The 23,082-nt window shown below is 73.4% G+C and carries 18 protein-coding genes; 3 read left to right on the top strand and 15 right to left on the bottom strand.

The annotated features are described in order from the left end of the window. Positions 1-28: 28 nt before the first annotated feature. From ACFYPN_RS21745 to rimP, 3 genes are all read right to left on the bottom strand, one after another. Complete coding sequence (locus tag ACFYPN_RS21745) at positions 29-316, bottom strand: YlxR family protein (RefSeq protein ID WP_358756747.1); 288 nt, start codon at positions 314-316, stop codon at positions 29-31. Positions 317-539: 223 nt separating this feature from the next. After that, a complete protein-coding gene (gene nusA / locus ACFYPN_RS21740) occupies positions 540-1,580 on the bottom strand; it encodes a transcription termination factor NusA (protein ID WP_358756745.1) in 1,041 nt (346 codons plus the stop codon). A gap of 2 nt (positions 1,581-1,582) precedes the next feature. Continuing rightward, entirely contained in the window at positions 1,583-2,089 is a 507-nt protein-coding gene (gene rimP, locus ACFYPN_RS21735) for a ribosome maturation factor RimP (RefSeq protein ID WP_358756743.1), read from the bottom strand. A gap of 176 nt (positions 2,090-2,265) precedes the next feature. On the opposite strand from rimP, the gene ACFYPN_RS21730 reads away from it, so the two are divergent. From ACFYPN_RS21730 to ACFYPN_RS21720, 3 genes are read left to right on the top strand one after another with little or no spacing between them, the layout of a single operon-like run. Next, on the top strand, positions 2,266-2,871 hold the full coding sequence (locus tag ACFYPN_RS21730; RefSeq protein WP_358756741.1) for a hypothetical protein: 606 nt from the start codon (positions 2,266-2,268) through the stop codon (positions 2,869-2,871). Beyond that, positions 2,868-3,350, top strand: coding sequence for a ferritin-like domain-containing protein (locus tag ACFYPN_RS21725; RefSeq protein WP_358756739.1), 483 nt, complete (start codon positions 2,868-2,870; stop codon positions 3,348-3,350). The genes ACFYPN_RS21730 and ACFYPN_RS21725 overlap by 4 nt, the downstream gene beginning before the upstream one ends. Before the next feature lie 41 nt (positions 3,351-3,391). Beyond that, on the top strand, positions 3,392-4,309 hold the full coding sequence (locus ACFYPN_RS21720; protein WP_358756737.1) for an aminoglycoside phosphotransferase family protein: 918 nt from the start codon (positions 3,392-3,394) through the stop codon (positions 4,307-4,309). A gap of 96 nt (positions 4,310-4,405) precedes the next feature. On the opposite strand, the gene ACFYPN_RS21715 is transcribed toward ACFYPN_RS21720, so the two are convergent. From ACFYPN_RS21715 to ACFYPN_RS21660, 12 genes are all read right to left on the bottom strand, one after another. Beyond that, a complete protein-coding gene (locus ACFYPN_RS21715; protein ID WP_358756735.1) occupies positions 4,406-6,109 on the bottom strand; it encodes a proline--tRNA ligase in 1,704 nt (567 codons plus the stop codon). Positions 6,110-6,211: 102 nt separating this feature from the next. Beyond that, positions 6,212-6,775, bottom strand: a complete 564-nt coding sequence (locus ACFYPN_RS21710) for a GNAT family N-acetyltransferase (protein ID WP_358756733.1) — start codon at positions 6,773-6,775, stop codon at positions 6,212-6,214. Positions 6,776-6,842: 67 nt separating this feature from the next. After that, complete coding sequence (locus ACFYPN_RS21705) at positions 6,843-7,604, bottom strand: DUF1684 domain-containing protein (protein WP_358756731.1); 762 nt, start codon at positions 7,602-7,604, stop codon at positions 6,843-6,845. Positions 7,605-7,790: 186 nt separating this feature from the next. Further along, positions 7,791-8,636 (bottom strand): GNAT family N-acetyltransferase, encoded by an 846-nt coding sequence (locus ACFYPN_RS21700; RefSeq protein WP_358756730.1) that lies wholly within the window; start codon positions 8,634-8,636, stop codon positions 7,791-7,793. A 187-nt stretch (positions 8,637-8,823) separates the two neighbouring features. After that, on the bottom strand, positions 8,824-9,978 hold the full coding sequence (gene ispG, locus ACFYPN_RS21695; protein WP_358756728.1) for a flavodoxin-dependent (E)-4-hydroxy-3-methylbut-2-enyl-diphosphate synthase: 1,155 nt from the start codon (positions 9,976-9,978) through the stop codon (positions 8,824-8,826). A 185-nt stretch (positions 9,979-10,163) separates the two neighbouring features. Then, positions 10,164-11,474, bottom strand: coding sequence for a site-2 protease family protein (locus tag ACFYPN_RS21690; protein ID WP_358756727.1), 1,311 nt, complete (start codon positions 11,472-11,474; stop codon positions 10,164-10,166). Then, entirely contained in the window at positions 11,471-12,733 is a 1,263-nt protein-coding gene (dxr, locus tag ACFYPN_RS21685; RefSeq protein ID WP_358756726.1) for a 1-deoxy-D-xylulose-5-phosphate reductoisomerase, read from the bottom strand. The genes ACFYPN_RS21690 and dxr overlap by 4 nt, the downstream gene beginning before the upstream one ends. Before the next feature lie 495 nt (positions 12,734-13,228). Next, positions 13,229-14,476 (bottom strand): 3-phosphoshikimate 1-carboxyvinyltransferase, encoded by a 1,248-nt coding sequence (aroA, locus tag ACFYPN_RS21680; RefSeq protein WP_358756725.1) that lies wholly within the window; start codon positions 14,474-14,476, stop codon positions 13,229-13,231. Between the two features lie 80 nt (positions 14,477-14,556). Next, positions 14,557-16,560 carry an acyl-CoA dehydrogenase family protein gene (locus ACFYPN_RS21675; protein ID WP_358756723.1) on the bottom strand — a complete coding sequence of 668 codons (2,004 nt, stop codon included), beginning with the start codon at positions 16,558-16,560 and terminating at the stop codon, positions 14,557-14,559. Between the two features lie 342 nt (positions 16,561-16,902). Beyond that, positions 16,903-18,348 carry an aldehyde dehydrogenase family protein gene (locus ACFYPN_RS21670; protein ID WP_389300207.1) on the bottom strand — a complete coding sequence of 482 codons (1,446 nt, stop codon included), beginning with the start codon at positions 18,346-18,348 and terminating at the stop codon, positions 16,903-16,905. 243 nt (positions 18,349-18,591) lie between these two features. After that, positions 18,592-20,205: a PucR family transcriptional regulator gene (locus tag ACFYPN_RS21665; RefSeq protein WP_389300204.1), complete on the bottom strand. Its 1,614-nt coding sequence runs from the start codon at positions 20,203-20,205 to the stop codon at positions 18,592-18,594. A 233-nt stretch (positions 20,206-20,438) separates the two neighbouring features. Further along, positions 20,439-22,808: an ATP/GTP-binding protein gene (locus tag ACFYPN_RS21660; RefSeq protein WP_358756717.1), complete on the bottom strand. Its 2,370-nt coding sequence runs from the start codon at positions 22,806-22,808 to the stop codon at positions 20,439-20,441. Positions 22,809-23,082 lie beyond the last annotated feature (274 nt).

Here is a 23,082-nt window from a genome sequence, read left to right as displayed (position 1 = left end):
ACCGCACGGGGACCCGTGCCGTTCACTTTCACTTGTCCTGCGGTGTCACCCGCTCGACGAACCGCTGCAACGCGGAGACGTCGAACGGCCCCTTGGCCTTGAAGGCCCGGGGGAATGCCCGGCGGCGGACCGCCAGGTCGAGACAGACAGATGCCGGGTGCAGATATGCACCCCGGCCGGGCAGCGTACCGCGTGGATCGGGCGCACAGGCGCCCTCGTCCACCGCGATACGCAGCAACGCACTCTTGGCCGCTCGCTCCCGGCATCCCACACAGGTGCGTTCGGGACAAGCGCGGGCTTGCGTCCGGCCAGACACGGCTAAGTCTACCTCCCCGCGCCGACCTCACCCCCACGGGGCAGAAATCGAACGGATGTTGTTGTGATCTTCAGCGGATTCCCGCCTCGATCTATTCCTCGTGGGCCCCGCCGGGCCCTGGTTCCCCGGGGTGCGCACCGAGATGGCGACACCGCTTGCGGGGGTGCGGCTGCCGGGCCCCCGGAGGGAAGTACGGTTCCCGGCAGCCGTGAGCGGGCGGTGGTCAGCCGCGCTCCGAACGCTCCCGGGCCCGCTCGGCCCGCTCGCGGTCGGCGACGTCGCGCTCCTCGTCCGTCTCGGTGTCCGGGCGGATGTCGATGCGCCAGCCGGTGAGGCGGGCGGCCAGACGGGCGTTCTGCCCCTCCTTGCCGATCGCCAGGGAGAGCTGGTAGTCGGGCACGGTCACCCGGGCGGAGCGGGCACCGAGGTCAACGACCTCGACCTTGCTCACCCGTGCGGGGGACAGCGCGTTGGCGACCATCTCGGCCGGGTCGTCGGACCAGTCGACGATGTCGATCTTCTCGCCGTGCAGCTCGGCCATGACGTTGCGGACACGGCCGCCCATCGGGCCGATGCAGGCGCCCTTGGGGTTGATGCCGGACCGGGTGGAGCGGACCGCGATCTTGGTGCGGTGGCCGGCCTCGCGGGCGATGGCGCAGATCTCGACGGAACCGTCGGCGATCTCCGGGACCTCCAGCGCGAAGAGCTTCTTCACCAGGTTGGGGTGGGTGCGCGACAGCGTCACGGACGGGCCGCGGACACCCTTGGCCACCCGGACGACGTAGGTGCGCAGCCGCAGACCGTGGGTGTACTCCTCGCCCGGCACCTGCTCCTGCACCGGCAGGATGGCTTCGAGCTTGCCGATGTCGACGAGGACGTTGCGGGGGTCCTTGCCCTGCTGGACCACACCGGTGACGACGTCACCCTCGTGGCCCGCGTACTCGCCGAAGGTCCGGTCGTCCTCGGCGTCGCGCAGCCGCTGCAGGATGACCTGCTTGGCCGTGGTCGCCGCGATGCGGCCGAAGCCGGACGGGGTGTCGTCGAACTCCTTGGCCTCCTGACCCTCTTCCAGGTCGGCCGGGTCCTCCGTCGCCCAGACGGTGACGTGACCCTTGGGGTCCAGCTCCACGCGCGCCCGGCGGAAGCTGCCGTCCGTGCGGTGGTACGCGATGAGGAGGGCCGACTCGATCGCCCCGACGAGCACGTCGAACGGGATTCCCTTGTCCTGCGCCAAGCCCTTCAGAAGCTTCACATCGATGTCCACGGCTACGCCTCCTCTTCCTTCTTGTCCTTGCGGTTGAATTCGATCTCCACGCGTGCCTTGTCGATCTCGGCGAAGGCGATCCGGCGCGAGGTGGGCTTTCGGCCCTTGACGCCCGGAACCTCCAGATCGAGGCCCTCGTCGTCGACCTCCAGGATGCGCGCGATCAGCTCATCGGCGCCCGCCTCGGCGGACAGCCGGAACTTGACCAGGCGGCCGGTGGCGCGGACGTAATGGCGGTGCTCGGTCAACGGGCGGTCGGCGCCCGGCGAGCTCACTTCCAGGACGTACTCGTCCTCGCCCATCGCGTCGGTCTCGTCGAGCTTCTCGGAGAGGGAGCGGCTGAGCTCCGCGCAGGTGTCGAGTTCGACGCCGTCGTCCGAATCGACGACGATCCGCAGCACGCGGCGGCGACCGGCCCGGGACACCTCGATCTCTTCGAGGTCGAGGTGCGACGAGGCCACGAGCGGTTCGAGCAGTCCGCGCAGCCTCTCGCTCTGGTTGGTGCTCATCCGGGTGACTCCTCGGCCGCGTCTGCTGTTGTGGGGATCATCGTGCGTCAGGACAAAGGGTATCCGGTCGCGGGGGGTGTTGCCGTCCTCGGGCCGCCCTCGCGCGGGTACGCTCGCCTGCGGTGATCACTTCAGGACAGATCCTGTCAGGACTTGTTCAAGCCCGAAGGAGAAAAGTGCGGCGCACGGGGACGACGCGCAGGGGGGCGCTCACCGCCGCCGGGGCGCTCGCTGCGGGATCGGTACTGGCGGGCTGCGACACCGAGGAACCGGCGGCCGGGCGGACCGGGACCGGCCGTGGCGTCCGGCTGAGCCCGGAACAGCGACTGCGGACGGCCGGTGCGCGGACCAGCGCGGCTCTGCTGGCGCGGTACGACGAGGTCGCCGCCGCCCACCCCGTCACGGCAGCCGGGCTGGCCCCGCTGCGGGCCGCCGTGCGGCAGCACACCGAGGCGCTCGCCGAGGGCACCGCGACGGCGTCGCCGAGCCCGTCCGGGCCGGCCCCGACGAGTCCGGCGCCCCAGCCGTCGGCAAGCACCGCCGCCACGACGGAGGCGGTCGGCAGCACCGCGGACCCCACCGGCTCCACGGCCCCGGCCGGTGACACGCGGACGGCGCTGAAGGAGCTGGCGGCCGCGGCACGGCGGGCGGGTGACGCGCACACCGCGGCGCTGCTGGAGGCGGAACCGGAGCTGTCCCGGCTGCTGGCTTCCGTCGCCGCCGCCTGCGGCGTGCACGCGTATCTGCTCACCGAACTGGCCAAGGAGACCCCGGCATCATGACGGCCCAGGCACTGAAGGCGGCGCAGGCCGCCCTGGCGGCCGAGCACGCGGCCGTGTACGGCTACGGCGTGGTCGGGGCGCGTGTCTCCGGCAGCCGCCGCTCCCAGGCCACCGGGGCGTACCACGCGCACCGGGCCCGCCGCGACGACCTGGCACGGGCGGTGCGGGACCTGGGCGGTGTCCCGGTGGCGGCGGACGCCGCGTACGCTCTGCCGTTCCCGGTGCGTGACGGTGCGGCGGCGCTCCGGCTGGCGGCCGTCCTGGAGGACGGCGTCGCGGGCGCCTGCGCCGATCTGGTACGGGCCACGGAGGGGACGGCACGGCGGGACGCCGCGCTCGCCCTGCGGGAGGCCGCCGTGCGCGCGGCCCACTGGCTGGGCTCCGGCACGGCCTTCCCGGGGCTCGCGGAGCGGGCAGGCCGGGCGGGGACCGGATCCCCCTCTCCCCCACAGGCCGCGGGCGCCGCCGGGACGCATTGAGACGGGTCGCTGGACCGGCCTCGGAAAGGTACAGGTCAGGTATGGGTTTCGAACCGCCGCAACGTCTGGTGCGAGCGCTGGACGAGCAGTACGGGAAGGCCGGGGCCGACGCGTGGCTGGGCTCCCTCGGCGCACGGGTGGAGGCGGAGCTGTCCGCGGGCGGCCGGGACCTCTCCGTCGACCGGGTGGCCGCCCCGGGTGGGCGTACCAGCGTGGTCCTGCTGGTGCGCCGGGCGGACGGCACCCCGGCCGCACTGAAGATCGCCCCGCCCGGGGCGGCGCCGGAGGCCGAGCGGGCCGCGCTGGCCCACTGGAACGGCTGGGGTTCGGTACGTCTGCTGTCGCCGCCCGACGCGGCGCCCGACGGCGGAATGCTGCTGGAACGCCTCCATCCGGAGGTGTCGCTGCGTTCGCTGCCGGAGGCCAAGGCACTGCTGGAGGCGGCGGGCACGCTCCGCAGGCTCTGGGTGGCGCCGCCGGAGGGGCACGCGTTCGAGAGCGTCGCGGAGCGGACCGGGCGGCGGACCGGCGCGATGCGTGCGTTCGCCGCCGGGGACCCGGAGCTGGCTCCCCTGGTGGAAGCGGCGCTGACGGTCCGCGAGGAACTGGTCGCGGACCCCGCCGAGGAGGTACTGCTGCACGGCAACTTCCGGCAGAGCAAGGTGCTGTCGGGGGAGCGGGCACCCTGGCTGACGGTCGGGCCGGAGCCGTTGGTGGGCGAGCGCGCCTACGACCTGGCACGGCTGGTGCGCGACCGGGTGGAGGACCTGATCGCCTCGCCGGGCGGCCCGGCGACGGCCCGGCGCCGGGTGCGCAAGCTGGCGGACTCGCTGGAGGTCGGCCAGGAACGGCTGCACGGCTGGACGCTGTTCCGGGCGGTGGAGTCGGGCACCCGCGCGCTGGCCGAGGGCCGCCGACAGACCGGCGAGATGTCGCTGGAGTTCGCCGGCTGGCTCTGACCCGGGTTTTCCGGCCCCGCAGGCTAACTTAAGTTAGGGAGGAACCCCCCGCGCACCGGGTGCGCGGGGGGTTCCTCCGTACTGGGAGCCGGGAGATCAGCCCAGGTCGGCGGTGATGCGGGCGATCGCCTCGTCGACGGTGAGCTCCTCGCGCTCGCCGGTGCGGCGGTCCTTGAGCTCGACCACGCCCTCGGCCGAGCGGCGGCCGGCGACGAGGATGGTCGGCACACCGATGAGTTCGGCGTCGGTGAACTTCACACCCGGGGAGACACCAGCGCGGTCGTCGACCAGCACCCGGGCGCCCGCCGCCTTCAGCTTCTCGGAGACCTCCAGGGCCAGCTCGGTCTGGAGCGCCTTGCCGGCGGCGACCACGTGCACGTCGGCCGGGGCGATCTCGCGGGGCCAGCACAGGCCCTTGTCGTCGGCGGTCTGCTCGGCGAGGGCCGCCACCGCGCGGGAGACGCCGATGCCGTAGGAGCCCATCGTGACGCGGACCGGCTTGCCCTGCTGGCCGAGTACGTCGAGGTTGAAGATGTCGGCGTACTTGCGGCCGAGCTGGAAGATGTGGCCGATCTCGATGGCGCGGTCGACCTGGAGTCCGGTGCCGCACGCGGGGCACGGGTCGCCCGCCCGGACGACGACGACGTCCAGGTAGTCGTCCACCTCGAAGTCGCGGCCCACGACGACGTTCTTCGCGTGCTTGCCGTCCTTGTTGGCGCCGGTGATCCAGGAGGTGCCCGCGGCGACACGGGGGTCGGCGATGTAGCGGACCTTCTCCAGACCCTGCGGGCCGACGTAGCCGCGCACCAGGTCGGGGCGGCCCACGAAGTCCTCGGCGGTGACCAGCTCGACGACGGCGGGGGCGAGGTGCTCGCCGAGCTTGCCGAGGTCGACCTCGCGGTCGCCGGGAACGCCCACGGCGACGATCTCGCCGTCGACCTTGACCAGGAGGTTCTTCAGGGTGGCGGAGGCCGGGACGCCGAGGTGGGCGGCGAGGGTCTCGATGGTCGGGGTGTCCGGGGTGTCCAGCTCCTCGACCGGTCCGTGCGCGGAGCCGTCCACCGCGGTGGCCTTGAAGGTGACGGCCTCGGTGTTGGCGGCGTAGTCGCAGTTCGGGCAGTCCACGAAGGTGTCCTCGCCGGCGGGCGCGGGGGCGAGGAACTCCTCGGAGGCGGAACCGCCCATGGCGCCGGAGACGGCGGAGACGATGCGGTGGTCGAGGCCGAGGCGCTCGAAGATCCGGATGTACGCGGCGCGGTGCAGCTGGTACGCCTCGGCCAGGCCTTCGTCCGTGGTGTCGAAGGAGTACGAGTCCTTCATCTGGAACTCGCGGCCACGCAGCACGCCGGCGCGGGGACGGGCCTCGTCGCGGTACTTGGTCTGGATCTGGTAGAGGATGACCGGCAGGTCCTTGTAGGACGAGCACATGTCCTTGACGACCTGGGTGAAGATCTCCTCGTGGGTGGGGCCGAGGAGATAGTCGGCCCCCTTGCGGTCCTTGAGGCGGAAGAGCAGGTCGCCGTACTCGTCGTACCGGCCGCTCGCCTCGTACGCCTCCTTGGGCAGCAGCGCCGGGAGCAGCACCTCCTGGCCGCCGATGGCGTCCATCTCCTCGCGGACGACGCGGGTGATGTTCTCCAGGACCTTCTTGCCGAGCGGCAGCCAGGACCAGATGCCGGCGGCGGTGCGGCGGACGTAACCGGCCCGGACGAGCAGCTTGTGGTTGAGCGTCTCGGCGTCCGCCGGGTCGTCGCGCAGTGTCTTGATCATCAATCGGGACATGCGCTGGACCTGGGCCATGATGAACTCCTGCTCGACTGTGTCTACCGGGGGGACGCCCCCGGACCCCCGAAGGTGATGCGCCCGAGATTAGCCGGGCGGCGGGTGCGGGCGGAAATCCATTCAGATTCCGCGGCGCAGGGGGAGCGAGGCTCCCATGACCGCGTACGGCTGCGGGGCGCTGGGGAAAACGACCTGCCGGGCGAGATCGGTGTAGCCGAGAGCGCGGTAGAGACCGCGTGCAGGGCTGTCGGTGTCGATGGCCGACAGGATGGAGCGCGGCTCGGCGGCGGAGTCGGTCAGCCCGGTGATGAGGGCGCGGCCGATGCCGTGCTGCTGGAAGTCGGGGTGCACGTGGAGTTCGGTGATGACGAAGGAGCCGTCCAGCCACTCCTCGGTCCCCCTCGCGCGGAGGTAGGGCTCGACCACCCCCGACCACCAGTGGCCGCGGTCGTTGGGCAGCCCGTAGACGAAGCCGAGCAGCCGTCCCGAGGGGGAGGTGGCGCCCAGTGCGCGGGCGCCGGGGAGGGTGAGGTGGCGCAGCACGATCTGCCGGCGTACGGCGATCTCGCCGACGTCCAGCCCGAAGGCGATGGCCTGCACCTGGAGCGCCTCGTCCACGCGGGACGCGAGGTCGAGCGGCCCGATCAGGGGTGGTTCGCTGAGGTCTCCGGGAATGAGCGGCATGGCACCGGAGACTACTCCGGCCGCCCCGGGCGGCCCCGGGGGGCCGGACTCCTGCGGTCCGTGCGGTTCAGTGCGCCGGGGCGCCCGGCCCCTTGGTCACGGGGAGCTTCTCCCCCGCTTCGACGGGTACGTGGAGGCGGTTCTGCCGGGGCGGCATCGGACAGTTGTACTGGTCGGAGAAGCCGCAGGGCGGTACGAAGGCGCGGTTGAAGTCGAGCGTGACCCGGTCGCTCCCGGCCTCGTGCGGGACGAAGAGGAAGCGTCCGGCGCCGTAGGTGGAGTCGCCGTTGGTGGGGTCGCCGAAGACCAGCAGCAGGGTGCCGTCGTCGTCGAAGGCGCTCAGGGTGTACGGGGTGGCGTCCACGGTCAGGGTGATGTCGCCGGGGACGACCAGGTCGCGGGTGCCGCCGTTGTCCCGGATGTGCTCGAAGGCGACCTTGCGGGCGCCCTCGACGGGCGTGTAGGTGGCGTCGAGCACCCAGGCCGGGTCGTACGGGAAGGTGTCGATCCGCTCGAAGGAGTGGATCGCGGGTGCCGCGGCGTCCCAGAAGCGCAGGAAGTGTTCGGGGGCTCCGCTGACCGGTTCGGTCCGCTCCACGACCGTCACCGTGACGCTGTCGGGGAGGCCCGCACCGGCCGCGACGGGGTCGGGGACCTCGCCCGGGCCCAGCGGGCGGGTCTCCACCAGGGCGAGGTTGCCGGTGGGCGCGGTGACGGCGGCGTGCCGCTCCTGACGCCATGCCTCCCAGGCCGCGCGGGCGTCCGCCCACTCCCAGGTGGGCGCGGTGGTGGGTACGTGGTCGTCGGCGGGAGACGCGGTCTCGGTCATCGGCGGGGCTCATTACGTCGGGGGGCGGCGGTGTCCGGACGTACCGGTCCGCGGCCCTCAGCGGGCCCCCTGCCGACTATAAGTCGACTTGGCGACCCTCACCGCGCCGGGCGCCACCGGTCCCTGGCGGGGGTGCCCGTCCGCGCGGCGGTCCGAGGGCCTGGGGGCGGCGCCCGGGTCCGGCGGTCAGAACAGGACGCTCATGAAGGCTCCGGTCTCCCGGAAGCCGACCCGGCTGTACGCCCTGCGGGCGGCGGTGTTGAAGTCGTTCACGTACAGGCTGACCAGCGGGGCCACGTCGGCGAGCGCGTGGTTGAGGACGGCGGACATCCCGGTCTCGGAGAGGCGCAGCCCCCGGAACTCCGGGGCGACCCAGACCCCCTGGATCTGGCACGCCCGGTCGGTCGCGGCGCCGATCTCGGCCTTGAAGACGACCTTGCCGTCGTCGATGCGGGCGAAGGAGCGGCCCGCGCCGATGAGTTCGGCGACCCGTGCCTGGTAGAGCAGTCCGCCGTCGCCGGCGAGCGGGGAGACGCCGACCTCTTCGGTGAACATCGCCACGCAGGCGGGCAGGATGACGTCCATCTCGTCCTTGCGGATGCGGCGGACGTAGGGATCGGGGTCCACGGTGGTGGAGGGCCGGTCGGTGACCATCAGCGGCTGGTTGGCGCGGACCTCGCGGGCGGGGCCCCAGCCGGGTTCGAGCAGGCGCCACAGCAGTGCGGTGGGCTCGACCGGGCCGACGATGGAGGAGCAGCGGCGGCCGGCCCTGCGGGCGCGGTCCGCGAAGGCGCGTACGGCCTCGGGACCCGCGCAGATGGGGACGAGGTTGGCACCGGAGTAGCAGAGCGAGCGGAGCATCCCGTCCGCGTACCAGCCCCACATCTCGCCACCGAGACGCCAGGGGTCGAGACCGGCGATCTGGACACGGGAGGTCACGAAGGCGTTGGCCACGGGATCGCTCTCCAGAATGGCCAGAGCGGCGCCGAGGTCACTGGGTTCGAGGACCCGGGTGGTGGTGTGCGTCAACACGAGGGGGCCTCACCATACGGTCTGCTGATTTCCGCACTGTACCCAACAAGGCTCTGGGGCGCTGCCCGCATCCGAAGGCCGGGCAGCGCACCGCACGGGGCCGGGCCCGGGAACGACGCCGCGCCCCGCCCGGACGATGTCGTCCTGGCGGGGCGCGGAAGCCGGTGCGGGCGGGTCCGCCCGGTGGTCAGCCGACGGCGACCTGGGGCTCGCCCGAGGCGATGCCGTCCTTCTCCATCTGCTCGGCGATCTTCAGCGCCTCCTCGATGAGGGTCTCGACGATCTTCGACTCGGGGACGGTCTTGATGATCTCGCCCTTCACGAAGATCTGCCCCTTGCCGTTGCCGGAGGCAACGCCGAGGTCGGCCTCGCGGGCCTCGCCCGGGCCGTTGACGACGCATCCCATGACGGCGACGCGCAGCGGCACCTCCATGCCTTCGAGGCCGGCGCTGACCTGGTCCGCGAGCTTGTACACGTCGACCTGGGCGCGACCGCAGGACGGGCAGGAGACGATCTCCAGGCGGCGCTGCTTGAGGTTGAGGGCTTCCAGGATCTGGAGGCCGACCTTGACCTCCTCGACCGGCGGGGCCGAGAGGGAGACGCGGATCGTGTCGCCGATGCCCTCGGAGAGCAGCGCGCCGAAGGCGACGGCGGACTTGATGGTGCCCTGGAACGCCGGGCCGGCCTCGGTGACGCCGAGGTGCAGCGGGTAGTCGCACGCGGCGGCCAGCTGGCGGTAGGCGTTGACCATGACGACCGGGTCGTTGTGCTTGACCGAGATCTTGATGTCCCGGAAGCCGTGCTCCTCGAAGAGGGACGCCTCCCAGAGGGCGGACTCGACCAGGGCCTCGGGGGTGGCCTTGCCGTACTTCTTCATCAGCCGGGCGTCGAGGGAACCGGCGTTCACGCCGATCCGGATCGGGGTGCCGGCCGCGCCCGCGGCGCGGGCGATCTCCTTGACCTTGTCGTCGAACTGCTTGATGTTGCCCGGGTTCACCCGGACCGCGGCGCAGCCGGCGTCGATGGCGGCGAAGACGTACTTGGGCTGGAAGTGGATGTCGGCGATGACCGGGATCTGCGACTTGCTCGCGATGGTGGCGAGGGCGTCGGCGTCGTCCTGGGTGGGGCACGCCACCCGCACGATCTGGCACCCGGAAGCGGTCAGCTCGGCGATCTGCTGGAGCGTCGCGCCGATGTCCGAGGTGCGCGTCGTCGTCATCGACTGCACGGAGACGGGAGCGTCCCCGCCGACGGCCACCGATCCGACCTGGATCTGGCGGCTGACGCGTCGGTCGGCGAGCTTGGTCGGAACGGACGGCATTCCGAGAGAAATCGCAGTCATGCGCTGAGCATCCCCAAGGTGTGGATCGAGGCCCGGAAATCGGCGGGCTACAGCTTTCGAGGTTACGGCACCGGAGGTCCGGCGGACGCCGCACCCGGGTCGGAACACCGGCGGGTTCCGCCGGTGGTGCGACCGGGCGCCACGCGTGCGCCCGGCCGCCACTCGTGGTGCGGGTGAGGTCGCGGTCAGGTGATCTTGACCGGGTTCACGATGTCGGCGACGAGCACCAGGAGTGTGAAGCAGATGAAGATTCCGGCCACCACGTAGGCGACCGGCATGAGCTTGGCCACGTCGAACGGGCCCGGGTCGGGCCGCTTGAAGACCTTGGCCACGTTGCGGCGCAGCGCCTCCCAGAGGGCGCCCGCGATGTGGCCGCCGTCCAGGGGCAGCAGCGGCAGCATGTTGAAGAGGAAGAGCGAGAGGTTGAAGCCGGCCAGCAGGAACAGCATCATCGCGATCTGGTTCTGCGCGGGGACGTCGAGGGTCATGACCTCGCCGCCGATCCGCGCGGCTCCCACCACGCCCACCGGCGAGTCGTCGGCGCGCTCACCGCCGTCGAAGGCGGCGTTCCACAGGCCGGGGATCTTGGAGGGCAGCGCGATGATCGAGTGGACGCCGTTCTCGATCATGTCGCCCATCCGTACGACGGAGTCGCCGAAGGAGAGGGGCACGATCTCGCTGCGGGCGGCGAAGCCGAGGTAACCGGCGTCCACCCACTCGCCCGTCACGGCCTCGCCCTTGTCGTCCTTCTTCACCACGACGTTCTTGGCCAGGACGGCGTGGAGCGTGACGTCGTGGCCGTCCCGCCGGACGGTGATGTCGGCGGGGCCGATGGTCTGCCGGATGAGGTCGGAGAGCTTGTCCCAGTCGTCGACCTTCGCACCGTCGAAGGCGACGATCTTGTCTCCCGTGCGCAGACCGGCGGCGAGGGCCGGGGAGACGGGGTCGCCGGCCTTGCACTTCTCGCGCTTCTCGCTCTGCTCGATGACGCACTTCTGGACGCCCGCCACCTCGGTGGTCTGGGTCTGGAAGCCGAAGGTCATGGAGACGCCCAGGAAGATCGCGACGGCGAGGACCAGGTTCATGAACGGCCCGGCGAACATCACGATGACGCGCTTCCACGGCTTGCGCGTGTAGAAGAGGCGGCTCTCGTCGCCCGGTTCGAGCTCCTCGAAGGCGGCGGATCTCGCGTCCTCGATCATGCTCCGCCAGGGGGAGGTGGACCGCGCCTCGATCCTGCCGTCCGGACCGGGCGGGAACATGCCGATCATGCGGATGTACCCGCCGGCCGGGATCGCCTTGAAGCCGTACTCCGTGTCGCCCTTCTTGCGCGACCAGAGGGTGGGGCCGAAACCGACCATGTACTGCGGGACCCGGATGCCGAAGAGCTTGGCCGTGGAGAGGTGGCCGAGCTCGTGCCAGGCGATCGAGAACAGCAGGCCCACGACGAAGACGGCGATCCCCAGGACCGTCAGCAGGATCGTGCTCAAACTCATGCGTGCGCCTCCGCAGTCGACTTCGCCGAGAGTTCACGGGCCCGGGCGCGTGCCCAGGTCTCCGCTTCCAAGACGTCCGCGACCGCCAGTGAAGTTCCCGGGGCGGGGGTGCCGTGCTCGGCGACCACCGCGGTGACGGTGTCCATGATGCCGTTGAAGGGGAGCGCGCCGGACAGGAACGCGTCGACGCACTCCTCGTTGGCGGCGTTGAAGACCGCCGGCGCTGTCCCGCCGAGGGCGCCGACGTGCCGGGCGAGACCGACCGCCGGGAACGCCTCGGTGTCCAGCGGGAAGAACTCCCAGGTGGAGGCCTTGGTCCAGTCGAAGGCCGGGGCGGCGCCCGGGACCCGCTGCGGCCAGCCCAGCCCCACGGCGATCGGACCCCGCATGTCGGGCGGGGTGGCCTGGGCGAGCGTGGAACCGTCGGTGAACTCGACCATGGAGTGCACGTACGACTGCGGGTGGACGACGACCTCGATGCGCTCGAACGGAATGTCGTAGAGGAGGTGCGCCTCGATGACCTCCAGCCCCTTGTTGACGAGGGTCGCGGAGTTGATCGTGATGACCGGGCCCATGGCCCAGGTGGGGTGGGCGAGCGCCTGCTCCCGGGTGACGTCGGCCAGTTCGCTCCGCGTACGTCCCCGGAACGGCCCGCCGGACGCGGTGACGACGAGCTTCGCCACGTCGGCGCGGGTGCCGGCGGCGAGCGCCTGGAAGAGCGCGGCGTGCTCGGAGTCGACCGGGATGATCTGGCCGGGCGCGGCGAGCGCCTTGACCAGCGGGCCGCCGACGATGAGCGACTCCTTGTTGGCCAGGGCCAGAGTGCGGCCCGCCTTCAGCGCGGCCAGCGTCGGCGCGAGACCGATGGAGCCGGTGATGCCGTTGAGCACGGTGTGGCAGGGGCTCGCCGCGAGGGTGGCGGCGGCGTCGGGGCCGGCCAGGATCTCGGGGAGCGGCTCCCCCGTGCCGTACTCCGCGCGGAGCGCCTCGCGCAGGGCGGGCACGGCGTCCTCGGCGGCGACGGCGACCGTGTCCACCGCGAGCCGGCGCGCCTGGGCGGCGAGGAGGGCGACCCGCCCGCCCGCCGCCGAGAGCGCGGTGACCCGGAAGCGGTCGGGGTTGCGCAGCACCAGGTCGATGGCCTGGGTTCCGATGGACCCGGTGGAGCCGAGGATCACGAGGTCCCGGCGGCCTTCCGTCGCGTCGTGGACGAGATGCGGATCGGCGAGGGGGGCAGGGCTGTCGGTCATGGCGCCCATTGTCGCCGCTCCCGCTGTGCGCGAGGACAGGGCGTCCCGGGTCGCACCGTCCGGGGCCGCCGATTCAGCCCCGCGCGGCCCGGAACTTATCCCACTGCGCGGTCGTGACCTCCTGCGGCACGCCGCCGAAGTCGGCGGTGCCCAGCAGGTCGGCGTGGAACTCCGGGGTGGACGAAGGCGGCGGCCGTGAGCTCCTGTTCGATGGCCGGCTGGGCACCGGCCGCGTCGGTCGCCACCCCGGTGGCCGATGCCCCTGCCTTGCCGTCCTCGTGCGGCCGCCGCCGCAGGCGGTCGTACCCGCCAGCAGCAGCGCCACCACGGCCACGGCGGTGGCCGCTCCGCTCCGCCGGGTGCTCCGTCCGCCTCTGTTCCCCGCCCCTGGCGTCACTTCCACCCCACTGTTCGAACATCCTTACGTAGCGATGATCATGACTGGGCATCAGGTGTTCCGCGCGCGTTTCCGCCGGGCACACGGGGGCGCGCGAGGGGCGCCCGTCAGCCGGCCTGCGGAACCAGGCCCTCGGAGAAGCGCGCGAACACCTCGTGGAAGTCCGGGAAGGTCTTGCGCACGCACCCCGGGTCGTCGTAGGTGGTCCCGGGGTTGCGCAACGCGGCGACGGCGAAGGACATGACGATGCGGTGGTCGCCGTGGGTGGTGATCTCCACGGGGCTCGGGGTCCCGGGGTGGATCTCTATCCAGTCGGGTCCGGTGTGCACGGTGATGCCCATCGCGCGGAGGTTCTGGGCGCACGCCTCCAGCCGGTCGCACTCCTTGACCCGGGTGTTGGCCACGTCCTCGATCCGGACCGGCCCGTCGGCGTACGGGGCGAGGGCGGCGAGGGTCGGCATCGTGTCGGAGATGTCCCGCATGTTGACGGTGATGCCGCGCAGGGTGCCGTCCGAGCGGACCGTGGTGGCGTCCTCGGTGATCGTCACCTCCGCGCCCATCCGCCGCAGCACGTCGACGAAGCGGAGATCGCCCTGGAGCGCGTCGGTGCCGAGGCCGGGGACGGTGACCTCGCCGCCGGTGAGGGCGGCGGCCGCGAAGAAGTAACTGGCGGTGGAGGCGTCCGGTTCGACGGCGTACGTGGTGGCCCAGTAGCCGCCGGACGGCACGATGAAGGTGTCCCCCTCGCGGGTGACCTCGACCCCGAAGTCCCGCATCATCGCGAGGGTGATCCCGATGTACGGCGCCGAGACCAGCTGGGTGACGTCGATCGTCAGCCCCCCGGCCGTCAGGGGGCCGAGCATCAGCAGGGCGGTGAGGTACTGCGAGGACTCCCCCGCGTCCAGCGTGATCCGGCCGCCCTCGATGCCGGCGGCGTGCACCCGCAGCGGGTGGTGGCCGTCCGCCGCGTCGTGGCGCAGGTCGACGCCGAGTTCCCGCAGCGCCCTGCTGAGCGGGGCGAGCGGGCGGCGCCGCATCTGGGCGGAGGCGTCGAAGCGGTACGTGCCGGAGGGCGCGGCGGAGACGAGGGTGGGCAGGAAGCGGGCCGTGGTCGCGCCGTCCCGGCAGTACACGTCGGCCTCGGCGACACCGGGTCCGGCGGGGCGGCCCTCGATGTGCCAGCGGTCCTCCTCCTTCGTGACCCCGTACCCGAGGCGGGTGAGGCCCTCGGTGAACCCCTCGGTGTCGTCCGAACGGAGCGGGTGCAGGAGGGTGGTGGTGCCGTCCGCCGCCGCGGCGAGGAAGAGGGCGCGGGCGGTGACGGACTTGGAGCCGGGAATCTGGATGACGGTCACGGCGGGTCATCCTGCCGTGTCCGCGCGCGACGGGCGGGGCGCGTCCAGCGGGTGGACGCGCCCCCGGGGAACCGCCGGGCTCAGCGATAGGGGCGGCGGGCGCTCTCGGCCCGGGCCGGGCCGGGGGTCGCGTCCGCGATCCAGGGACCGTCGCCGCTGGGATCGATGACCCCGTCCTCCAGCCAGGTGTAGGAGCCCGCGAGGACCCGGTCGACCACCCGCCGGTCCAGGTCGTCGGTGTTGGCCCAGAGGCGGCCGAACAGTTCCTCCGTCCTGAGCCGGGACTGCCGGCAGAAGGCGTCGGCGAGCTGGTAGGCCTCGCGGCCGTGTTCGCCCTGTCCGCGCAGCAGCTCCGCGCGGACACAGGCGGCGCTCATCGCGAAGAGCTCGGCACCGATGTCGACGATCCGGCCCAGGAAGCCCTGTTTGGTCTCCATCCGGCCCTGCCAGCGGGACATCGCGTAGAAGGTGGAGCGGGCCAGCCGGCGCGCGGCGCGCTCGGCGTACCGCAGGTGGTGGGAGAGGTCCGGGTGTCCGGCGGGCCGGAACTCCGCGTACGAGCTGGGCACCTGACCGGGTCCCGCGACCAGTTTCGGCAGCCAGCGGGCGTAGAAGCCGGCCGCCGCCGCACCGGCCCTCGCCTTGTCGGCGAGCGGCTTCTCGGGGTCGATGAGGTCCCCGGCCACCTTGAGGTGGGCGTCGACCGCCTCGCGGGCGATCAGCAGGTGCATGATCTCGGTGGATCCCTCGAAGATGCGGTTGATCCGCATGTCACGGAGCATCTGCTCGGCGGGGACGGCCCGTTCGCCGCGGGCGGCGAGGGAGTCGGCGGTCTCGAAGCCGCGTCCGCCGCGGATCTGCACCAGTTCGTCGGAGATCCGCCAGCCCATCTCGGAGCCGTACAGCTTGGCGAGGGCGGCCTCGATCCGGATGTCGTTGCGGTCCTCGTCGGCCATCTGGGAGGCGAGGTCGACCACGGCCTCCAGTGCGAAGGTGGTGGCGGCGATGAAGGAGATCTTCGCGCCGACCGCCTCGTGCCGGGCGACGGGCCTGCCCCACTGCTCGCGGACGGCCGACCATTCGCGGGCGATCTTCAGGGACCACTTGCCGACCCCGACGCACATGGCCGGGAGCGAGAGCCGGCCGGTGTTGAGGGTGGTCAGCGCGATCTTCAGGCCGGCGCCCTCGGGTCCGATGCGGTTGGCCGCGGGCACCCGTACGCCGTGGAACCGGGTGACGCCGTTCTCGATGCCGCGCAGCCCCATGAAGGCGTTGCGGCGCTCCACGGTGATGCCCGGCGCGTCCGCCTCGACGACGAAGGCGGTGATACCGCCCGCGTGGTCCGGGCCCTCGGGCACCCGGGCCATGACGACCAGCAGATCGGCGACGACGCCGTTGGTGGTCCACAGCTTCACGCCGTCCAGGACGTATGCGTCGCCGTCCGGGACGGCGGTGGTGGCCAGCCGGGCGGGGTCGGAGCCGACGTCGGGCTCGGTGAGCAGGAAGGCCGAGATGTCGGTACGGGCGAGCCGGGGCAGGAAGGCGTCCTTCTGCTCCTGCGTGCCGAACATCTTCAGCGGCTGCGGTACGCCGATCGACTGGTGGGCCGAGAGGAGCGCGCCGACCGCCGGACTGGCCGAGCCGGCCAGGGCGAGGGCCCGGTTGTAGTAGACCTGGGTGAGGCCGAGGCCGCCGTACTTCGGGTCGATCTTCATGCCGAGCGCGCCGAGCTCCTTGAGTCCGGCGATCACCTCGTCGGGGATGCGCGCCTCGCGTTCGATGAGGGCGCCGTCGACGTGGGAGAGGCAGAACGCGCGCAGCCGGGCGAGGAACTCCTCGCCGCGCCGGACGTCCTCCCCCGCGGGCAGCGGGTGCGGGTGGATCAGGTCGAGGCGGAGCCGCCCGAGGAAGAGTTCCTTGGCGAAGCTGGGCCGGTGCCAGTCCTGCTCGCGGGCGTCCTCGGCGACACGGCGCGCCTCCCGCTCGGTCACCCCCGGCCGCGGCGGGTGGGAGCGGTCGGGGGCGGAGGCTCTGGCCGCGCCGGGGCGTTCGGGGAGGTCCTGGGGGGCTTGCGGTGCGGACATGGGGCTCACCTCTCCGCGGGGCGGATCGGGGGTGACGGCGGGTGACCGGCTCCGCGCCCGCGGGGCTGCAACCGGTGACACACGTCCGTATCTACCCGATTCGTCCCGCCCCCACCACCGCAGCGGCGGGCGTCCCCGACCCCGGACGCGGGCGGCCGGAGCCCCTGCACAGGGAGCTCCGGCCGCGTGACGCCGTCCCGCCCGCCGCACGCCACACGGGGGCGGGGCCCGGTCGTCCCAAGGCTGTCCCGCAATTCCTGGCGGGTGCGCGACGGAGGTGCCGCGCCGGGCGCCGCCCGCCCGGCGGGAATGGTCAGACACGACCTGGTGCCGCGCCCGGCACTAGAGGGCGAGGCCGGTCAGGACCAGGACGCGCTCGTAGGTGTAGTCGTCCATCGCGTAGCGCACGCCCTCGCGGCCGACGCCGGACTGCTTGGCCCCGCCGTACGGCATCTGGTCGGCGCGGTAGGAGGGGACGTCGCCGATGATCACGCCACCGACCTCCAGGGCCCGGTGGGCACGGAAGGCGGCCTGCAGGTCGTGCGTGAAGACGCCCGCCTGGAGGCCGTATTTCGAGGAGTTGACGGCCGCGAAGGCCGCCGCCTCGCCGTCCACCTTCTGGATCGACATGACCGGCCCGAAGACCTCCTCGTGGGCGAGGGTGGTCGAGTCGGGGAGCCCGGCGAGGACGGTCGGCGCGTAGGTGGCGCCGTCGCGCGTGCCGCCGGTGAGGAGCTCGGCGCCCGCGCGGACCGCCTCGTCGACCCAGGACTCGACGCGCACCGCCGCCTCCTCGCTGACGAGCGGGCCGACGTCCGTGGCGTCGTCGGAGGGATCACCGGTGATCAGGGCCTCGGTGGCGGCGACGATCTTCGGGACGAGGCGGTCGTGGACCGAGGCGTCGACGATGACCCGCTGCACCGAGATGCAGGACTGGCCGCCCTGGTAGTTGGAGAAGGTCGCGATGCGGGTCGCGGCCCAGTCCAGGTCCTCCTCGGAGGCGTAGTCGCCGAGGACGACCGCCGCGCCGTTGCCGCCCAGCTCCAGGGTGCAGTGCTTGCGCGGTACCGACTCCATGATCGAGTAGCCGACCGGGCCGGAGCCGGTGAAGGAGATCACCGGCAGCCGCTCGTCCTGGACGAGGGCGGGCATCCGGTCGTTGGGCACGGTCAGCACCGACCAGGAGCCGGCCGGCAGATCCGTCTCGGCCAGCAGCTCGCCGAGGATCAGCGAGGAGATCGGGGTGGCTGGGGCGGGCTTGAGGATGATCGGGGCGCCGACCGCGATGGCCGGGGCGACCTTGTGGGCGCTCAGGTTGAGCGGGAAGTTGAACGGCGAGATGCCGAGGACCGCGCCCCGCGGGAAGCGGCGGGTGAGGCCGAGGCGCCCGGTGCCACCCGCGTCGGTGTCCAGCCGCTGGGAGTCGCCGCCGTTGTACCGGCGGGCCTCCTCGGCCGCGAACCGGAAGACGGAGACCGCGCGGCCGACCTCGCCTCGGGCCCACTTGACCGGCTTGCCGTTCTCGGCGGAGATCAGCCGGGCGATCTCCTCGGTGCGCTCTCCGAGGCGGCGTACGACGTGGTCGAGCGCGGCGACCCTGACGTGCGCGGGGGTCGCGGCGAACTCCTCGCGGACGGCGTGCGCGGCGGCGACGGCCTCCTCGATCTGTGCGTCGGTCGGCACGCTGACGGTGCCGACGAGCCGGCCGTCCCACGGGTTGGTGACGGCGAAGCTGTCCTCGCCGGTGGCCTGGCGGCCGGCCAGCCAGAAGGCGTGGGTGGAAGTCATGGAGGTCCGGCCCTTCGGAGGTCGTGTGGCGCGCGACGGGCGTCGCGCGCCCGCCCGTGGTGTCCCGCGCGGAGTGCGTGGAGTGCGTGGGGTGCGGCGGCCCGCCGTCGCGGGTGTCGCCCGCCCACCGTAGGGCGGGCCCCGGCCCGTGGGGCTTGTCCATGATGGAGCGGGCGCGGGCGGCGGGACGCCGAATTGTCGAAGGCGGGGCCCCTCCCGGTGGTGGCCGCCCGGCTCGTCCGCTCAGGTGTCCGCCGCCGGTGAGGCCGTCGCCTTCAGGGCGAGCCAGAGTTCCATCCGGGCGTCCGGGTCGTCGAGCGAGCGCCCGAGGATCTCCTCCACCCGCCGCATCCGGTACCGCAGGGTGTGCCGGTGCACGCCGAGGTCGGCGGCGGCGGCGTCCCACTGACCGTGCCGGGAGAGCCACGCGCGGAGCGAGGCCACCAGGTCGCCCCGGCCCTTGGCGTCGTGCTCGCGCAGGGCGCGGAGCATGCCGTCCGCGAAGGCGCGTACCGCGTCGTCCGCGAGGAGCGGCAGCACCGAACCGGCCGCGAGTTCCTCGTGCTCCACCAGAGCCCTGCCCCGGCGGCGGGCGACCGAGAGTGCCTGCTCGGCCTGCTTGTACGCGGCGGAGACCGCTATCGGCCCGGCGGGGGCGGAGAGCCCCACCACGACGCGCGCCCCCTCCGCGCCCTTGTCGCGCGCCGGCCTGACGTCCTGCGCCTCCGCGTAGGCGGCGCACGCGGCGACCGCCGCGCCTCCGTCCACGGCCAGCACCACCAGCCGGTCCCCGTCGGGGACCGCGAGCAGCGGCTCCCCGGCCCGGATGGCCGCCGTGTCGAGGGCCTCGGCGAGGACCTCCGCCACGGCCGGTCCGGCGCCGGCCGCCGCGCCGGCCGCGGCCGTCGCCGGACCGGCCGCCGGCTCGGCGATCAGCAGCCGGAACGGCGCGTCGAAGAGCCCGCCGTAGAGGTCCCCCGCGACGGCCCGGGCATGGTCGGGCTCGCCGGAGAGCAGCATCCGGAGCACCGCGGCGCCCAGCCGTTGTTCGGCGCTGTGGAGCGCACGGGAGCGGGCCGTGGTCAGGGTGAGCAGCGCGACTGCCGAGTTGACGGCGTACCGCTCGGCGGTGCCGAGGGCCGCGCCCGTACCGACGGCGAGGGCGCCCCGGGCCCGGCGGCCGGTGCCCAGGGTCTGGAGTTCGACCCGGTCCTCCGCAGAGCCCACCACGGCGCTGGCCGGTGCGGGCCGCTCGCGCAGCCGGGCCACGTCCGGGGTGAGCCGGGCGGCCCGACGGGCGGCCCATTCGGGGGCGGCCGCGACGACCGCGCCGGAGGTGTCGTACAGGGCGGCCCAGCCGTCGACGTGGGCGGCGAGGCGGCCCAGCAGCGGGGCGGGGCCTTCGGCGGTGAGCGCGGCCCTGGTCAGTTCCCGCTGGGCCTCGAACCCGGCGGTGACCGCTCGGTACTGGTCGGCCGCGATCGCCGCGGAGACCGCCTTGCTGATGGCGATGAACGGGGTCGGCCGGGGCACTTCCAGGAGTGGCATCCCCGCCTCCTCGGCCGCGTCCACGAGGGCCGTGGGGACCGCCTCGTGCACGACGCCCACGGCGAAGCCGAGCCCGGCGACCCCGGCGGCGGTCAGCCGCCGCACGTAGCGGCGCATCTCCTCCGGGTTCTCGGCGTCGAGGTTGGCGGCGGTCACGAGCAGCAGCTCACCGCCGTCCATGTACGGAACGGGGTCGGCGAGTTCACTGGCGTGGGCCCAGCGCACCGGGGTGTCGAGGCGGTCCGCCGCGGCGCGGACGCGGAGCTTGAGGGCCGTGTGCTGGACGAGGGAGGCGAGCGTGGGGGGCATGGGACGAAACCCTCGGGTTCGGGTCGGTGTCGGGCCGGGCCGTCGGAACCGGCTCGGGTCGGCCGGTGTCGCACTGCGCCGTCCTGTACGAACGGACACCTCCGATTGTGCCAGGGCGGCACAATGGCCCCGCCGGACGATCCCCCCGACGACCGGCCCTCACGATCGATGACCGGCCTTCACGATCCGGCTGCGACAATCCGGCTGCGACGATCCGGCTGCCGGGGGGCGGTTCAACCGCCGAGCTCCACCAGGAGCGGCGGGGTGCGCTCCCCCGCGACGTTCGTCAGCGAGACCACCGCGTGGCCGGCCGGCACCGCGTACGCCAGCTCCGAGGCGGACCAGCGCTCCCGCTCGACCCGGCGCACGGTCACCGCGTCGCGGGTCACCGCCTTCCCGGTCACCAGCTTGCGCAGCGCGTGGAGGGCGCGGGTGACGCTCTGGTCGGCGAAGACGGCATGCTGGGCGACCTCCCGGGTCTCCATCCACTCCTTGCCCCACGCCTCCGAGAAGCGCTTCCCGTCCCAGGTGGTGACCCCGGCGAAGGCCATGCTGCAACCGACGGCGCCGAGCAGCGCCGTGTGCAGCCGCTCGGGAACGTCGTCGACGGTCCGCAGGGTGAGGAGCACGCCGGCGTTGACGGAGCGGAGCCGGCGGATGCCGCGCACCGTCTCCTCGGTGACGGCCCGCGTCGCGTCGTCCAGGACGAGGCCGAGGAAGAGGGCGCGGTCCGGGCGCGCGGCGGCGACGGCGGTGAACTGGGCGAGGATCAGCCGGGCGAGGAGCCGGGACGCCTCGGCGTGCGCGCGCTCGGGCAGGTCGATCCTCACCCGCAGCGGCAGCCGCTCCATCGACCGCAGGGAGAACGGCGCGGCGTCGGGTCCGTCGGCGAAGGAGGCGGCGAGCGCGGGCCGGTCGAGCAGGGCGAGCCGGTCGGCCAGGACCGGTCCGGGGTCGCCGGGTCCGCCGGACTGCCGGGTACGGGCGTCGAGCTCCCGGAGCATCGCCCGGTGGCCGCCGGCCTCCGCCGCTCCCCGCAGCGCGGCGAGCGCGGCCGGGTGGCCGTCGAGGAGTTCCCGCAGTTCGGGCACGGACGGGAAGACCCCGTGCACCGCCCGGTAGGGGCCGAGCAGTTGGACCAGCACGGTGACGGCCCGGCGTACGTCGACCGTCTCCACGTCGCCGACGAGCCCCTCCGCGAGCACCGCGGCCGCCTCGTCGGGGTCGGTGGTGCCGCCGTACAGGTCGAGGCCGTGGGCGGCGCCGGGGCCGCCGATCGTCACGACCACGTCGTAGAGGTCGTCCGGCCCCAGGTCGGTGCCGCCCCCGCCCACGGCGAGCACGGCGGCCCGCCCGGCGAGCGCCTGGAGGGCGAGGCATTCGACGACCGGGCGCGCCAGCCGCGCCGACTTGCCGCTGCCGGGGGGCCCGACCGCCAGCAGCGAGGTGCCGAGCAGGGCGGTCTCCAGTGCGACGCCGGACCCGCGCCGGACGTACGGGTTGTGCGGGTCGGCGGAGCAGCGGCCGATGCGGACCTGCCCGGTGAGCAGGTCGTGGGCGGCGGTGCGCGACGGCAGGTCGCGGCGGCCGGAGGGGTGGAGGAAGGCCCCTCCCCCCTTGCGCAGCACCGAGTCGGTGAACGGGGCGACGGTGTCGGGCCGCTGCCGGGCCACGGTCCAGGCCTGGTGGAGCCGGGCGCAGTCCACGTCGTTCATCCGGCCGGCCCGGACCTCCGCGGTGAGCGTCTCGGCGGCCTCGGTCTGGCCGGCCGCCCGGAGTTCGGGCCAGCGGGCCGGGGAGTGTTCGGGGTCGACCGCGCCGGGTCCGTCCGCCGTGCCGTCCGCCGCGGGGGCGGGCCCGCGCCGGCCGGTCAGCAGGGAGCGCCAGTCGCCGAGGACGGCGAACGGCGCGAGCACCGCGAGGGTGATCGCCGCGTAGATCCAGTTCGAGGCGGCCTGGCTCTGGAGGAACTGCCCGCCCGCGACGGAGACGACGAGGGCGAGCACCGGGCGCGCCACCGGGATCGTCTCCTTCCACACCAGGAGCTGCGCGAAGCCGGCGAGTCCCAGCGCGGTCGCCGCCCGGAAGGGCTGCCCGCGCTCGGCGACGTACCGGCGGAACACCTCGGCCCAGTTGCCCAGCCTGCCGCAGCCGTAGAGGAGGAGGCCGAAGAGGATTCCCTCGTACACACTGATGGCGTCGCGGCCCTGGACGGTGGCCGGGCTGTTGGTGCCCGCGTACCACCAGTCGCTCGGGGTGAACGCCCGCAGCGGCAGCAGGCGGTAGGGGAGGTAGCCGTTGCGCCAGAGCGACCAGAGCAGGATGCCGGCGAGTACGGAGATCAGGGCGCCGGTCAGCAGCTGCCGGTCCTCGGCCTCCTCGGACCTCTCGGGCGGCGGGGGCCGGTGGCCGTACCGCCAGACGCCCGGCTCCTCGGCCGGGCGTGGGGTGCTCAGCCAGGCGTCGAGGGACGGCGCCGCCGAGGGCGCGGTGCGGGGGCGGGGCGGGACGCCTGGGGGCGGAGCGGCAGGGGGCGGCCCCACGGGATGCGGCACCCACCCAGACCGCGTGTCCCGGGCGCCGTACGTGCCGTCGTTCTCCATGAACCGTTCCCCCTGACCAGCCAGGTCCGTCCGTGCCCCGGCCAATCTAGTGGGCGGGGACGGGGAGTTCAGCAAAGGCGCCCGGATGGTGGGCACCGGCGCGCGGGTTTCCCGGCCCCGGCGGGCCCGTGCACCGCAGCCGGACCCAGGGACGAACGGCTTTCGCGCCGGGTTTCCGCTCCCCCTCCGTTCTGTCCGTGACGGACAAGGACACGCCCCCACCACTCCCGATCGGAGCATGACCGGCCCCCTCCCGCGCCCCTAGGGTCTGTAC

Source organism: Streptomyces sp. NPDC005576, from assembly GCF_042871745.1.
Taxonomy (GTDB): Bacteria; Actinomycetota; Actinomycetes; order Streptomycetales; family Streptomycetaceae; genus Streptomyces.
This window is presented reverse-complemented; position numbering and strand designations above follow the sequence as displayed.